The organism is Nocardia sp. NPDC006044 (assembly GCF_042871115.1).
Classification (GTDB): domain Bacteria; phylum Actinomycetota; class Actinomycetes; order Mycobacteriales; family Mycobacteriaceae; genus Nocardia.
Genome location: NZ_JBIAID010000003.1, coordinates 1,144,523 through 1,158,280, shown reverse-complemented (window position 1 = coordinate 1,158,280; position 13,758 = coordinate 1,144,523). Strand labels below are relative to the sequence as shown.

At 67.6% G+C, this 13,758-nt stretch carries 15 protein-coding genes; 8 read left to right on the top strand and 7 right to left on the bottom strand.

Going from position 1 to position 13,758, the window contains the following annotated elements; translation table 11 throughout:
- The first annotated feature begins 2 nt into the window (after positions 1 to 2).
- Positions 3 to 326, top strand: a complete 324-nt coding sequence (locus ACFYO1_RS29915; RefSeq protein ID WP_387237840.1) for a hypothetical protein — start codon at positions 3 to 5, stop codon at positions 324 to 326.
- Positions 327 to 400: 74 nt separating this feature from the next.
- Positions 401 to 1,069 carry an RraA family protein gene (locus tag ACFYO1_RS29910; RefSeq protein WP_387238675.1) on the top strand — a complete coding sequence of 223 codons (669 nt, stop codon included), beginning with the start codon at positions 401 to 403 and terminating at the stop codon, positions 1,067 to 1,069.
- On the opposite strand, the gene ACFYO1_RS29905 is transcribed toward ACFYO1_RS29910, so the two are convergent.
- The gene (locus tag ACFYO1_RS29905) at positions 1,066 to 2,490 is read right to left on the bottom strand and encodes a pyridoxal phosphate-dependent decarboxylase family protein (protein ID WP_387237837.1); all 1,425 of its coding nucleotides are present in this window, start codon (positions 2,488 to 2,490) and stop codon (positions 1,066 to 1,068) included. The two genes, ACFYO1_RS29910 and ACFYO1_RS29905, sit on opposite strands and share 4 nt — an antisense overlap.
- 203 nt (positions 2,491 to 2,693) lie before the next feature.
- Here ACFYO1_RS29905 and ACFYO1_RS29900 point away from each other — a divergent pair, with 203 nt between their 5' ends.
- Positions 2,694 to 3,128, top strand: a complete 435-nt coding sequence (locus tag ACFYO1_RS29900) for a MarR family winged helix-turn-helix transcriptional regulator (protein ID WP_387237834.1) — start codon at positions 2,694 to 2,696, stop codon at positions 3,126 to 3,128.
- A 121-nt stretch (positions 3,129 to 3,249) separates the two neighbouring features.
- Positions 3,250 to 3,831 carry a TerD family protein gene (locus ACFYO1_RS29895; RefSeq protein ID WP_387237831.1) on the top strand — a complete coding sequence of 194 codons (582 nt, stop codon included), beginning with the start codon at positions 3,250 to 3,252 and terminating at the stop codon, positions 3,829 to 3,831.
- A 27-nt stretch (positions 3,832 to 3,858) separates the two neighbouring features.
- Here ACFYO1_RS29895 and ACFYO1_RS29890 read toward each other — a convergent pair whose 3' ends face one another.
- Genes ACFYO1_RS29890 through ACFYO1_RS29875 form a run of 4 tightly spaced genes read right to left on the bottom strand, consistent with a single transcriptional unit; the run spans position 3,859 to position 6,963 of the window.
- Entirely contained in the window at positions 3,859 to 4,485 is a 627-nt protein-coding gene (locus ACFYO1_RS29890) for an SAM-dependent methyltransferase (protein WP_387237829.1), read from the bottom strand.
- Positions 4,482 to 5,234 carry a PIG-L deacetylase family protein gene (locus ACFYO1_RS29885; RefSeq protein ID WP_387237826.1) on the bottom strand — a complete coding sequence of 251 codons (753 nt, stop codon included), beginning with the start codon at positions 5,232 to 5,234 and terminating at the stop codon, positions 4,482 to 4,484. The genes ACFYO1_RS29890 and ACFYO1_RS29885 overlap by 4 nt, the downstream gene beginning before the upstream one ends.
- Complete coding sequence (locus ACFYO1_RS29880; protein WP_387237823.1) at positions 5,216 to 6,199, bottom strand: acyl-CoA dehydrogenase family protein; 984 nt, start codon at positions 6,197 to 6,199, stop codon at positions 5,216 to 5,218. Before ACFYO1_RS29880 ends, ACFYO1_RS29885 begins: the two co-directional genes overlap by 19 nt.
- Positions 6,199 to 6,963 carry a glycosyltransferase gene (locus ACFYO1_RS29875; protein WP_387237820.1) on the bottom strand — a complete coding sequence of 255 codons (765 nt, stop codon included), beginning with the start codon at positions 6,961 to 6,963 and terminating at the stop codon, positions 6,199 to 6,201. Before ACFYO1_RS29875 ends, ACFYO1_RS29880 begins: the two co-directional genes overlap by 1 nt.
- 146 nt (positions 6,964 to 7,109) lie before the next feature.
- Between ACFYO1_RS29875 and ACFYO1_RS29870 the strand changes: the two genes are divergently transcribed.
- From ACFYO1_RS29870 to ACFYO1_RS29860, 3 genes are all read left to right on the top strand, one after another.
- On the top strand, positions 7,110 to 7,382 hold the full coding sequence (locus ACFYO1_RS29870) for a GlsB/YeaQ/YmgE family stress response membrane protein (RefSeq protein ID WP_150402629.1): 273 nt from the start codon (positions 7,110 to 7,112) through the stop codon (positions 7,380 to 7,382).
- A 45-nt stretch (positions 7,383 to 7,427) separates the two neighbouring features.
- Entirely contained in the window at positions 7,428 to 9,149 is a 1,722-nt protein-coding gene (locus tag ACFYO1_RS29865) for a thiamine pyrophosphate-dependent enzyme (protein WP_387237817.1), read from the top strand.
- 206 nt (positions 9,150 to 9,355) lie between these two features.
- Positions 9,356 to 10,921: an ABC transporter substrate-binding protein gene (locus tag ACFYO1_RS29860; protein WP_387238672.1), complete on the top strand. Its 1,566-nt coding sequence runs from the start codon at positions 9,356 to 9,358 to the stop codon at positions 10,919 to 10,921.
- Between the two features lie 60 nt (positions 10,922 to 10,981).
- On the opposite strand, the gene ACFYO1_RS29855 is transcribed toward ACFYO1_RS29860, so the two are convergent.
- A complete protein-coding gene (locus ACFYO1_RS29855; protein ID WP_387237814.1) occupies positions 10,982 to 11,731 on the bottom strand; it encodes an SDR family oxidoreductase in 750 nt (249 codons plus the stop codon).
- Positions 11,732 to 12,047: 316 nt separating this feature from the next.
- Here ACFYO1_RS29855 and ACFYO1_RS29850 point away from each other — a divergent pair, with 316 nt between their 5' ends.
- Positions 12,048 to 13,226 carry an acyl-CoA dehydrogenase family protein gene (locus tag ACFYO1_RS29850; RefSeq protein WP_387237811.1) on the top strand — a complete coding sequence of 393 codons (1,179 nt, stop codon included), beginning with the start codon at positions 12,048 to 12,050 and terminating at the stop codon, positions 13,224 to 13,226.
- Here the strand turns inward: ACFYO1_RS29850 and ACFYO1_RS29845 are convergent.
- Positions 13,223 to 13,711, bottom strand: coding sequence for a GNAT family N-acetyltransferase (locus tag ACFYO1_RS29845; RefSeq protein WP_387237808.1), 489 nt, complete (start codon positions 13,709 to 13,711; stop codon positions 13,223 to 13,225). The genes ACFYO1_RS29850 and ACFYO1_RS29845 overlap by 4 nt on opposite strands.
- Positions 13,712 to 13,758: the final 47 nt, after the last annotated feature.

The following is a 13,758-nucleotide window of genomic DNA, read 5'->3' as shown; positions in this document are numbered from 1 at the left end:
AGATGACTTCTAGGCGGAGAAAAGTGGTCGCGGTATCGCTGACCGCTGTCGTTCTGGTGGTCTCGGTCATCTTCGGTTATTACTGGTGGTTGTTCGGCAAGCCTGATTGGTATTGGCACGGCCCGTCCACAATCGCGGTGTCCGGCCAACGATTCGAGTTGAAGGGGCCGATTCCGAAGTCGCGGGAGGTGCGGTGCCTGGGGAAGAAATCGATTCCGCTGACCGGCCTCGAGTACTGCCGGGTGGATCCGCCGGAGGCGTCGATGGCGGCACTGTTCTGGTACGACGGCGAGGTCTACACCTTCAATATCCAGGACCCGCTGTAGTCCCGGTGCGCCGGGGCGGGAACCGGGCTGGGACGTAAGGTCGAGGCGACTGCATACTCCGAGCCTTGAAGAGGGTGGCGCCAATGGTGGCTGATGAGGTTGTCGCGAAGTTCAATTCTGTTGATACGACCGCTATCTGTGATGCGGACAAATCGATCCGGGTGTTGGACAGCGGGATCCGGCTGCGGTCGGCGGAGGCGCGGATCGTGGGGCCCGCGTTCACTGTTCAGTGCAGGGGCGACTTTTTCGGGGTGTTGCGGGCGATCGAGTCCGCGTCGGCCGGAGATGTGATCGTTGTGGATGGGGGTGGTCGTGAGATCGCCTTTGCCGGAGAGCTTTTCGCGCGTGGGGCGCTGGCCCGCCGGCTCGGTGGAATCATCATCGATGGGGGGTATCGGGATATTTCGTATGTTCGGGGGTGTGAGTTGCCGATCTATAGCCGGTTCATCACGCCGATGGCAGGGACTACTGCTCAGCTCGGTGAGCTACAGATTCCAGTGACCTGCGGTGGTGTTCCAGTGTCGCCGGGGGACGTGATTCTCGCCGACGAGGAGGGAATCATCGTGGTCGAGCCCGAGCGGGTCGAGGCGTTGCTCGACGCCGCCACGGTCACCAAGGAAGCCGAGGCCAGGGTGGTGGCGAAATTAGCCGCGGGCGAGACGTTGAGCGATGCGGTGAACGTTGCCGCGCACACCGCGGCGTTGCGCCGCGGCGAACGTTCGACGCTGCAGTTCCTGGCTTAGAGTCGCGGCCCGATCTCCCGAATGACCTGGACGAGCAGGTCCGCCTCGGGCTCGGTGATGCGCCAGTTCACGAAGGTGGGACGCAGCGCGGTCACGCCTCGATACGTGGTGGTGCCGACGTAGACGCGGCCGTCTTCGAGGATGGCCGCACCGAGGCGGGCGTTGAGGGTGTCCAGGTCGGAGTCCGGAACGCCGGGCGGGCGGTAGCGGAAACAGGTGACGCACAACTGGACCGGGGCGAGTAGTTCGAAGTCGGGCGCCTCGTCGACGATCCGGCCCAGGTGGGCGGCCACGTCGAGGTGGCGCTCCACCATGTCCCGGTAACCCGCGCGACCATATGCGCGCAGGGTCGCCCAGATGGGGAACGCCCTTGCGCGACGGGAGGATTCGGGACCGTGCATGTTGTAGCTGAGCTGTTCGTCATCGAGGGTGGGCAGATAGGCGGCGCCCCAGCCGCCGAACGTCTTGCCCAGGATCGAGCTGTCCTTGACGAACGAAAACCCGCTCTCCTGTGGAACATTCAGCCATTTGTGCCCGTCCGCGGTGACCGAATCGGCGCGTTCGACGCCGCGGGCGAGGTGCGCGGTCCGCGGTGAGATCGCCGCGAACAAGCCGAACGCGCCGTCGACATGCAGCCAGGCGCGATACTGCTCGGCCAGATCGGCCAGCTCCTGAATCGGGTCGGAATCACCGGTGTTCACCTCGCCGAGGTTGCCGACGAGCACGGCGGGCGCACCGTCGAGTTCGATCAGCGCCCGCTCCAGCGCGTCCAGGTCGATCCGCCCGGCGTCGTCCCGGACGAAGGTGCGCAAGGTATCTCGCCCGCAGCCGAGGATCTGCAACGCCTTACGCGTGCTGGCGTGAACGTATCCGCTGGTCAGCACCGGCATCCGCGGCAGCCCCAGCAGTCCGTGGGCGACCACGTCCACTCCGTGCCGGCCGGCCCACCAGTAGCGCGCCGCCGCCAACCCGGTCAGATTCGCGAAAGTGGCGCTGGGCGTGAGCACTCCGCCGAAATCCTGCGGCAGGGCGAACAGGTCCTTCAACCACCCGAGCACCACGGTCTCGACGCGCGACGCGAGCGGCGAGGTGACCCACAGCCCGGCGTTTTGATCCAGCAGCGCGGTCGCCCAGTCTCCGGCCATCGCCGCGGGCGTCGACCCGCCGACCACGAGATGGAAGAAACGCGGTCCGGAGGAGTGCACGGACGCCTGTGTCCCGACTGCGAGCAACTCCTCGATCGCGGCCTGCGCGCCGCCCCCTTGCTCCGGCAGCGGACCGCCGAGCTCGTCGATGAGCGGCTCGGCTGCGGCGTCGCGCACCGGACGTTCGGGCAGACTCGCCAGGTACGGCCCCGCCGCCTGGTTCACCAATGCCAACGCCTGCGCCGCGAGGTCCTGTTCGTTCAACGGATCACCCATGCCCCACCGAACCGCGCCCGGCCCCCGTTTGTAAATAGCTAGCCGGCCAAGGTGATTGGCCGGCCCCGGACCGCGGCACGCCGAAGCCGCAGGTGATCTGGGAACCTCGGCCGAACCATGCGCGAGCCGAAATCACCTCGCCGAAATTTGAGTGTCAAAGTAACTTCATAGGAGACTTCAAGTAGCTGGCTAAACTGTGGTCCGTGACAGCGGACCTGCCTGAAGCGGACCTGGGTTATCGCCTGCTCGCCGAGCTCCGCACGGTATCCGACCAGCTGGACGCCGCATTGGTGAGCGTCCTGCGCGAACTGGATCTCACCGTGCCCTCCGCGAATGTGCTCTGGCACCTCAACCCGGCGGCCGCGCTGCCGTCGATGTCCGAACTGGCCCGGCGCACCTGCAGCGACCCGTCGACGGTCACCTTCATCATCGACAAGCTGGAGAAACGCGGCACGGTCGAGCGACTACCCGGACCGGACGACAAGCGGGTGAAAGTGGTTGCCCTCACCGCGGCCGGGGCGGCGCACCGTGCGCAACTGGTCGACGCGATGACCCGGCACCTGCCTTTGCGCCGGCTGTCCGCGCGCGAGCAGCGGCAGCTGCATCGTCTGCTGGCGAAGGCTACGTCCATCGCTTGACCACAGGCGAGAGCTATTCGCTATCAATGGGTTTCGCGGCACACTCCGCGGCCATCGCCGATGTCCCGAATGAGAAACTCTCTGGCGCTTGGAGTTACGGAACCCCCGCTAATCTGAACCCATGATCACGCTCAAGAAAGAAGACGGCGCCGCGGATCTCGCCGGCGTCACCAAGCTGAGTGTCGGCGTGAGCTGGGATCCTTCGGCGGGGACCAGCGGCGGGGCACTCGGCTGGGCACGCCGGAAGAAAGGCGTCGACCTCGACCTGATCGCCATCCTCATGCAGGGCGCCGAGCCGGTCCGCTTCGCCGGGCTCGACTCCCTCGACCCGCTGGGCAACGGCTCGGTCCTGCACAGCGGCGACGAGCAGACCGGCGCCGCGGCCGGTGACGACGAGACCGTCCATGTCACCTTCGCCGACGTCCCCGGCGGTATCGACGCCATCATCTTCGTCGCGGCTGCCTTCAAGAAGGGCAGCTCGTTCGACAAGGCGAACAACATCAGCTTCAAGGTCTACGACGCCAGCGGCGGCAGCAGCCAGCAGGTCGCCGACATCTGGCCGTCGCTGCTCGGCGCGGACAACGCCAACGCCGTCGCCCGCGCCTTCCGCTCCGGCACCACCTGGCAACTGGAGGTGCTGAACCGCAAGGGCAAGATCAAGCAGGGCGACAAGCAGGCGCTGCTGCGCTTCGCGATGGCGTAGCGATCAGGTCTGCCCGAGTGGACTGAATCACTCGATGTGCTCGGTCGCGGCGACGGAGACGGGGTTGCCGGCGATGAAGACGTCGAGGAGGAGGTCTTCGTCGTGGTAGCCGGCGAGGGCGGACAGGCCGCGGGTGGTGCGGGCGATGGCGTGCACGTGGTCGCCGGAGAGCGGGTATTCGGGGACCTTGCGCCGCCAGTGCACGCAGAGCAGGGCGCCGCCGGGTTCGAGGTGGCCGACGGCGTGGGTGAGAGCGGTGCGCAAGCTGACCGAGTCGAGGTAGTAGCAGACCTCGCTGAGCACGATCAGGTCGAAGTGTTCGTCGGGCCAGGGCTCGCCGAGCGCCCAGCGGCGGAATTCGACTGCGCCGCGCTCGGATTCGGGCAGCCGGTCGATGCGCCGGCCGGCCGAGTCGAGGGCCTGGGCGGCGATGTCGGTGCAGACCAGGCGATCACAGCGGTCGGTGAGTTCGGCGGAGAGGGTGCCGATCGAACAGCCGGGCTCGAAGGCGTTGTGATAGCGGTCCTTCGGCAGCGCGGCCATGGTGAGCGCGCGTTTGCGACGCTCGTACCAGCGGGTGGTGAAGCCCCACGGATCGGGATCGCGGGCGTACATGTTGTCGAAATAGTCGGTGGCGAGCCCGGTTTCGCTCATACGAAGTACGTTTCCGTGTTGCCGGTGAACCGGTCCAGCACGTGCGGCGGCAAGATCGGCTGGTCGGCGGGATCCTCCGACATCGGCAGGATCTGGCTCTGGAACTGGGAGATGGCCCGCAGCTTGGCGTCGAGCGCGGTGCTGGGCAGGGTCAACGCTCGGGCGCGGCTGCCCGGAACCACCGGATGTTCGGGAGTTGCCCAGTGCCACATCCACACCGGGAACTCCAGTAGCCGGGTCGCGGTGCCCGCGCAGGCCGCGGCGGCGGCCCGGCCGACCGCCTCGTGATCGGGATGACCGTCGCGCCGCCAAGTGGTCGCGCACCACGCGCCCGCGCGGCCGCAGTCGGTGAGGACGCGAGACAACGCTTCGGTCACCGCTGCCTCGTCGGCGGCCACCTTGCCGTCCTCGATGCCGAGCCGAATCGGCGGTTCGACCCCCAGTTCCGCTGCGGCACGCCGGGATTCCGCCACGCGCAGATCCGCGAGTTCGGCGGGCGAGCAGGTGGGGGAGCCCGGGTGCGACGCTTCACCGTCGGTCACCGTGACCACCGTGACCGGCAGCCCGTGCGCGCGGGCGAGCGCGATCAAGCCGCCGACGCCGAGCACCTCGTCGTCGGGATGCGGCGCGACGACGATCAAATGCCGCCAGCCCGTCAGGGATAACTCCGGTCGCCGGTTGCGCCACCGGGTCCAGGTGCGCTCCGGCGTGCCCCGGGCGGCTAGGTCGATCAGCGGTTCGGCAACCATGTGAACTCCTTTTCCGCGTAGTCACGGCCAAGATCGGCCAGATCTCGCTCCGCATGACTCTGGCGGAGATAGACGGTGAGGTCGGCGACGCGGCGCGCGTGCTCGGCGTCCGCGCACAGCGGTCCGGCCCCGAGGGCGCGCCCGACCCGATCGATGGTCGCCGACGCCGCGTCCTCGACCACCGCCCGCACGGTCCTGGCGCGCAGCAGCGCGGCACCGGTCCGGTCGCCCGGGTCGGCGTCGATCTGTCCGGCGGCCTCCGCCAAACACAGTGCGGCGGCGTGCAATCCGCTCATGACCGCGCCGAGATGGGCGAGGGCGTGTTCGTCGGTGGCTCGATCGTGCAGGGTGCGGGCGACGGCGCAGGCACCGCCGTACCAGCAGGCGGCGACGCCGATTGCGCCGTGCCAGAACCCCGGTCGCGCCAGATACGCACCGGGCCCGCCGATGGGTTCGGCGGCCGCATCGGTGAAATCCACCGCACCGGAGTCGGATTCCGCCATGCCCACGGCATGCCAGGTACCGGGCACCGCGCGCACGCAGGACTGGCCGAGATCGACGGCGAACAACCGGCGCTCGTCCCCTGCCCGCGCGGTGACCAGTGCGTGCGTGCAGATCGTCGCTCCGGAACACCACGCCTTGCGCCCGTCCAGCGTCCACCGTCCGGCCTCGAATCGCGCCTGTAGCATCGGCTTCGGCGGTTCGGCGGCCCACACGCCCCAGATCTGACCGCGCTCGACCACCCCGCCGCCGAGCTCCGCCAGAATCGCCGCGGCGTCCGCGTGCGCCTCCACCATCCGCCCGATCACCACATTGCCGAAGGTGAAATCGGCGAGCGAGCGCCAGCGATCGAGCGTGCGACCGGATCCCGGATAGGGCAGTTCCAGGCGACCGGCCTCCGCGAGCCGCCGCAGCGCGCTCGCGGTCGCGGTGGGAGCGGTGCTCAGGATGTCGGTGGGCGGCATCAGGCACTCCTACTCTCGGCGCGATAGCTGTTCTCCAGTCGCCGCAAACGCGCAGCGAACCCCTGTGGCGCGCGGCCGACCCGGCGCGCGGAGGTATGGACGAGGACGTCCCCGGCCCACGCGATCCGCGCACCGCCGGCCGCCATCCGGGACACCAGATCGACATCCTCGCCGGTGCGCAGCGGCCGGAAGCCGCCGATTCGCCAATAGGCGTCGGCCCGGAAGCCGAGGTTCGCGCCGTGGACGTGGCCGTGTCCCTCGCCGGTGCCGTATTCCCGCTCATACCGTCGCCGGGTGGCGGCGGCATGATCGGCCCAGCTGCGCACGCCGACGATTCCGGCGACCACGTCGTTTCCCGCACGCGCGTACTCGAGCTGGCGCTGCAACCACCGCTCGTCGACCTCCGAGTCGGCATCCGTTGTCGCGAACCAGGTCTCGGCCGCGCAGTGCGCGCCCGCGTGCGCGAAACCCAGCGCGCGGGCCGCGCCGACATTGCGCTCGTCGACCTGCATCACCGCCACATTCGAGGGGGCCACTGCCGCGGAACCGTCGGTGCACGCGTCGAGCACGAGCTGGATCCGAACCGGAACCTCGACTCGCCCCGCCGCTCGCGCCAATGCCGACAGGCAGGCGGGCAGCAACCGCTGCTCGTTGCGCACCGGAACGACAACCAGGATTCGCGCGACAGCGCCACAGGAACCGGCGACTTCTCGCCGATCGGCGGGCGGGGTAGGGACTCTGCCGCGGGTACGGGAGTCGGTCATTCCTTCCGGCTACCCGGCGGGCGACCGGGCAAACGGTCAGCGAGTGTCGATGTGGTGAACCTCGCTGCACTGCTTGAGTCGCGCGTCGGCGGGTATCACGGGCGCAGCGCGCCTTTCCGACGGGTGCGAACGGACAGGAGGACATCATGCTGGGACTCGGGATCATCGGGTGGATCATCATCGGCGGCCTTGCCGGGTGGATTGCCAGCAAGATCATGAAGACGGATGCTCAGCAGGGCATTCTGTTGAATATCGTCGTCGGCATTGTCGGCGGTCTGCTCGGCGGCTTCCTGCTGAAGCTGCTCGGCGTGGACGTCGAAGGCGGCGGGCTCTGGTTCAGCTTCTTCACCTGCATCGGCGGTGCCGTGATCCTGTTGTTCCTGGTCGGCCTGGTCACCGGCCGCCGAGTTTCTCGATGACAGCGGCCGCCCAGCAGAACCGACTATGACGCGGAGGAGTCGAGGATGACCACGGTTGCGGAAATGATCGTCACTGCGCTGGCGGACGAGGGCGTCACCCAGGTCTGGGGTGTGGTCGGCGACGCGCTCAACCCGATCACCGACGCGATCCGCCGGGAGGATCGAATCGAATGGATCGGCGTGCGACACGAAGAGGTCGCCGCCTATGCGGCCGGCGCGCAAGCCCAGCTCACCGGCACCATCGGGGTGTGCGCGGGCACCGTCGGCCCCGGCTCGATCCATCTGCTGGGCGGTCTCTACGACGCCAAGAAATCACACGCACCGGTGCTGGCCATCTGCGGCCAGGTGCCGACCTCCGAGATGGGCAGCGAGTACTTCCAGGAGGTCGACAACGACGCGGTCTTCCGGGACGTCTCGGAGTTCACCGCGACGGTCACCAGTGCCGCGCAGATGCCCCGCCTGCTCGAACAGGCCGTGAACGCGGCGGTCTCGCGCCAGGGTGTCTCCGTGCTGACCATTCCGGGCGACATCGGTGGCCTGAAGCTGGACACCGATGTCCGTCCCCGGTTCGTCGCCCGCGACCGCACGATCGTGCCCGGCACGACCGAGATCGTGCAGGCCGCGGAGACGCTGAACAAGGCGGACAAGGTCACCCTGCTGGTCGGCATCGGCGCGCGGGAGGCCCGCGACGAGGTGCTCCGGCTCGCCGAACAGCTCTCCGCGCCGATGGTGCTCACCATCAAGGCGAAAGAGGGCCTCGAACACGACAATCCGTATGCGGTCGGGCAGACCGGCCTGATCGGTAACCCCGCCGCCAATTCGGCGCTCGAGGACTGCGACGTGCTGTTCATGGTCGGCACCGACTTCCCGTATCGCGACTGGTATCCGACCGGCAAGACGGTCATTCAGCTGGACTCGCGGCTCGACCACATCGGTCGCCGCACTCCGGTCGATGTCGCGCTGGTCGGCCACACCGGTCCCACACTGCGCGAACTGCTGCTCAAACTGGACACCAAATCGTCCGACAAGCACCTGAAGAAGGCCCAAACGGAGTATCAGCGCTGGAGCGGGCTCCAGCAGCGCCTGGCCGAACCCAAGCACGACCGCAAGCTCCTCGGCCGGATCCGCCGGCATCTGGATAATCCGGACCAGCTGATCCGCCCGGAAGCGGTGGCCGCCGCGGTCAACACGCACGCCGCCGACGACGCGATCTTCACCTCGGACACCGGCATGTCCACCGTGTGGCTGTCCCGATTCCTCAGCCTGCGTGGCTCGCGCCGCCTGATCGGCTCGTACAACTTCGGGTCGATGGCCAACGCGATGCCGCAGGCGCTCGGCGCGCAGATCCTCGATCGGGACCGCCAGGTCGTCGCGTTCTGCGGCGACGGCGGACTGATGATGCTGCTGGGCGACCTGCGCACCGCGGTCACCTACGACCTGCCGGTCACTTTGGTGGTGTTCAACAACGGACGCCTAGGCATGGTCAAACTCGAGCAGGAGGAGGGCGGCCTGCCCGAGTTCGGCACCGTGCTGGACAACCCGGACCTATCGGCGGTCGCCGCCGCGATGGGCCTGCACTCCCGGCGGGTGACCGATCCGGAGGATCTGGACGAGGCGGTGGCGGCGGCCTTCGCCGAACGCAGGCCCGTGCTCCTCGACGTGGTCACCAATCCCGACGAGATCTCCGTCCCCCCGAAACCGACCTTCGACCAGGCCTGGGGCTTCGCCATCGCCAAGGTCAAGGAGAGCCTGGAGAGTCGGACATAACGGGCGACCGGCCGCGGTGACCTGCGGCCGGTCCGATCATCGGCGGATCCCATGACAACGGGTCTCGGAATGGTTACTGTCCGAGAACATTCCAAGGTGATCGGGGTGGGGCACGGGTCGTGTCTCTGCGTGTCCCGATGATCTGCTCGAAATCGGGAGAACGCGTGAGATTCACAAGAGCTGGTGCGCTGCTCGCGGCGGCGCTCATGTCCACAAGCCTGGGGCTGACCGCATGCTCGTCGGACGACGGGGGCGATGCCGATGTCGTCACGACCAACGCCGGTGAGCCACAGAATCCGTTGGTGCCCACCAATACCAACGAGAACATGGGCGGCCGCGTCGTCGACCGGCTGTACTCGGGGCTGAAGTACTACGACGCCAACGGTGTCGCGCACGACGAGCTTGCGCAGAAGATCGAGACGACCGACCGGAAGAACTACAAGATCACCATCAAGCCGGACTGGAAGTTCTCCGACGGCTCGCCGGTGACCGCGAAGTCCTTCGTGGACGCCTGGAACTACGGCGCCCTCGGCACCAACGCCCAGTTGCAGAGCTACGTCTTCGCGCCGATCGCCGGCTTCGACGAGGTGCAGGCGAAAGACGCCAAGGTGCAGACGATGTCGGGGCTGAAGGTGGTCGACGACCGCACCTTCACCGTGGCGTTGAAGCAGCCTTCCATCGACTTCGAGACCGAGCTCGGCTACGCGCCGTTCTACCCGCTGCCCGAGGCCGCGTTCAAGGACATGAAGGCGTTCGGCGAGAACCCGATCGGCAACGGTCCGTACAAGTTCGCGAAAAACGGTGCGTGGCAGCACAACGTGCAGATCGACCTGGTCGCCAACCCGGACTACAAGGGTGGGCGCCCGGCCAAGAACAAGGGTCTGCGGTTCGTGATGTACCAGACCTTCGAGACCGCCTACGCCGATCTGCTGGCGGGCAATCTGGACACCCTCGACGTGATTCCGGACAGCGCGATGGCCAGTTACAAGAAGGATCTCGGTGATCGCGCGATCACCAAGCCGATCGCGTACAAGGCGGCCATCGGCATCCAGACCAACGCGCCGCACTTCGGCGGCCAGGAAGGCCTGCTGCGCCGCCGGGCGCTGTCCATGGCGATCAACCGAGAGCAGATCAGCCAGAACATCTTCCACGGTCTGCGGCTGCCCGCGCGGGACTTCACCGCCCGCACGCTGCCCGGGTTCAACGAGAACCTGCCCGGCGTGGAGGCCTTGCAGTACAACCCGGAAGAGGCCAAGAAGGTGTGGGCCCAGGCCAACGCCATCTCCCCGTGGTCGGGTACCTACGAGATTGCCTACAACTCCGACGGTGGCCACCAGGGCTGGATCGAGGCCACGGCGAACAGCATCAAGAACACCCTCGGCATCGAGGCCGTCGGCACGCCGTACCCGACGTTCAAGACCATCCGGGACGCGATCAACGCGAAGACCATCGGCAAGGCGTTCCGCTACGGCTGGCAGGGTGACTACCCGACCATGTTGCAGTTCCTGACCTCGCAGTACTACAGCTTCTCCGAGGGGAACAACGTCAACTACGACAACCCGGAGTTCGACGCCCTGCTGAATGCCGCGCTGGCGGCGCCGACGCTGGAGGAGTCCTACAAGATCGTCGGCCAGGCGCAGGCGTTGCTGCTCAGGGACATGGTCGACATCCCGATGTTCGACTACGTGGCCGCCGCCGGTCGCTCGGACAAGGTCAAGAAGGCCGAGCTGGCCTGGAACGGCCTGTTCGATTTCGAGGGCATCGAGAAGTAGAACCGGCCGATCGCGAAAGCCCGCCGACGCGCGTTGCGCCGGCGGGCTTTTCGTCCCGGGTCAGCCCTGGGGTGTTGGCACGACGATCATTTCGGCGATGTTCACCTGTTTCGGCGCCGTGACCGCATACGCGATCGCGTCCGCGATGTCCTCTGCGACAAGGGTTCCGATATCGCTGCGCCAACCGGCGAGGACGGTTTTCTGGTCCTCGTCGAGCATGCCCGCGCCGAGTTCGGTGCTGACGAAACCGGGTTCGATGGTCTTCACCCGAACCCCGCGCGGGCCGAACTCGGTGCGCAGGTTGCGGGTGAGGTGCGCGACCGCGGCCTTGGTCGCGCAGTAGACGCCGTAGTTGGGGAACGGCAGGTGCCCGCCGACCGAGCCGACGTGCACCAGGTCGGCCCGTTCGCCGTTGCTCGCCGCGGCGAGCAGGTCGTCGATGAAAGCCCTTCCGGTGTAGAACAATCCGTTGAGGTTGATGCCGACCATCTGCTCCCACTCGTCGGTCTGCGCCGACTCGAACGGAGCCCCGAGCATGACGCCCGCGTTGGCGACGACGAGATCGACCGGACCGAACGCCGCCCGCACGGTCGCCGCGGCGTCCCGCACCGACTGCTGCACGGCCACGTCGGCGGTCACCGCGAGCACCTCGCCATCGATCCGCGCGGCCAGTTCTTCGAGCCGGTCCTTGCGCCGCCCGAGCAGCGCGACCTTCGCGCCGTCGGCCGCGAGCCGCTGCGCGGTCGCCGCGCCGATCCCACTGGAAGCTCCGGTGACGACCGCGACGCGGCCGATCAGGTTGTTTGTCATGAGCACAACATTCGCGCTGTTCAGCGGGCCGTGCCAGGGGACAGAGTTCCTGGTAGCAAGAGGACCACCCACCCGTTCGGGCCTCGACCTACGCTCGAAGGAGGGGCGCGCGGAGCATCGAGGACATCGACGGTTCGGTCAGCGGTCCGTTTCCTGGCCGGGGTGGGGGCTGGCTGGCCATACTCGGGCGAGGACGTTGCGGCCGAATGGATCTGCGCCGTTCGCTGGGAACGTGGTTCGTGGGGCCGGTGGCCGAGCTAGCCTTGGTGTGCCGGCTGTAGCGCGAATTCAATTGTGGCTGGACCTGATTGGGGCGATGGTGACCGGAGAATCGACTACGGCGACTGAATTGCTGGCGGCGGCACGGGCTTTCGCGCCGGAGCTGGCTACGCGGCGGCAGGAGATCGATGCGGCGCGGCAACTACCGCGGGACATCGTCGAGCGGCTGCGGGGCATGGGGATCTATGGGATGGGGTTCAGTGCTGAGCTCGGGGGGCCCGGACTGACCTCGCTGGAGCAGATGGAGGTGTTCGAGGCGCTGGCCTACGGGGACACCGCCACCGGATGGTGCGCGATGATCGGGGCGGCGACCGGTGTCTACGCCGGGTTCCTCGATAAACAGGCACTCGCCGAGCTGATCCCGACGCGTGATCTGATCACCTCCGGGCTGATCGCCCCGGCGGGGCGGGCGGTGCGGACCGACGGCGGCTACCGGCTGACCGGCCGCTGGAAATTGGGCAGCGCGATCGACCACGCCGATCTCGTGGTGGCCGGCGCGATGATCTTCGACGGCGAGGACCTGGCGATGGCCGGCGGTGCGCCGATCGCGAAGATGTTCTGCATGCGCCGCGATCAGGTCCAGGTGTTCGATACCTGGGACAGCACCGGTCTGCGCGGCAGCGGCAGCAACGATTACGCGACCGACGACCTCTTCATCCCCGAACATCACTGCTTCGACTTCTACGAACCCAAAAGCGGCACCGGCAAACTCGCCGAACCCGAGGCCTTGGCCCGGGTGATGCCCGGCATCCCGCTCGGCGCAACGCGGGCCGCTCTGGACTATGTGCGCGAGCTCGCGCAGGGCAAGGTCATCGCGGGGACCGGGCAGAAGTGGGCGGACAACTATCGGGCGCAATACATTCTGGGCGAGTGCGAGATGGCGTACATCGTCGCGCGCGGCGCGGTGGTCGACAGCCTGCGCACGCTGTGGGATGCGTTGGACGAGAACCGGTTCGCCGATATTCCGGCGGACATCCGGATCCAGACCTTGCTGACCCGCACCCACTCCTACCGCGCCTGCCGCCATATCATCGCTCGCCTGTGCGAGCTGGTCGGCACCGAGTCGGTGTACAAGCCGAGCCCGCTCGACGTCTGGTTGCGCGATATGAGCACCATGACAACGCATCTCATGGCACACGACCAGATGATCCAGACGGCGGGCGCGTTCCTGCTGGGCGGGCAGCCGGAGTTCCCACTCGTGCTCGGTGTGCGTTAGCCGACCTGCTTGACGTACCGGTGACACGGTACGTCGATGGTGCCCGCCGGTCCGTGCGCGACGAGCGTGAACGGTCCTTCGTCGGACCAGCCGTTGTTCGCGTAGAACGCCCGGGCGCGCGCGTTGCCCGGCACGACGGCCAACCACGCTCGCCGGTGGCCGTTGTCGCGTACCCGGGATTCCGCGGCGGCGAGCAGAATCGGGGCGATTCCGGCGCCGCGGTGGTCCGCGGCGACGTAGACCTGATTCACCTCGTCATCGATCACCGTCACGAACCCGGCGATCGCGTCGCCCACCGTCGCGACGGTGGTGTTCGGGATGTATTGCACCGCACGGGTATCGAAGGATTCGCGGGTGCGGGCCACGATCAAGGCATCGGGTACGTTCCCCCGATGCGCGTCGCCCCACCCCGTGTACCAGATCTCGGCGATCGTCGCCGCGTCTTCCGCCCGCGCCGCCCGTAGCACCACCGCCGCAACACCCATTCGCGCACTCTATGAGATGGCACCGACGATGTGCACCCCTTCTTGAA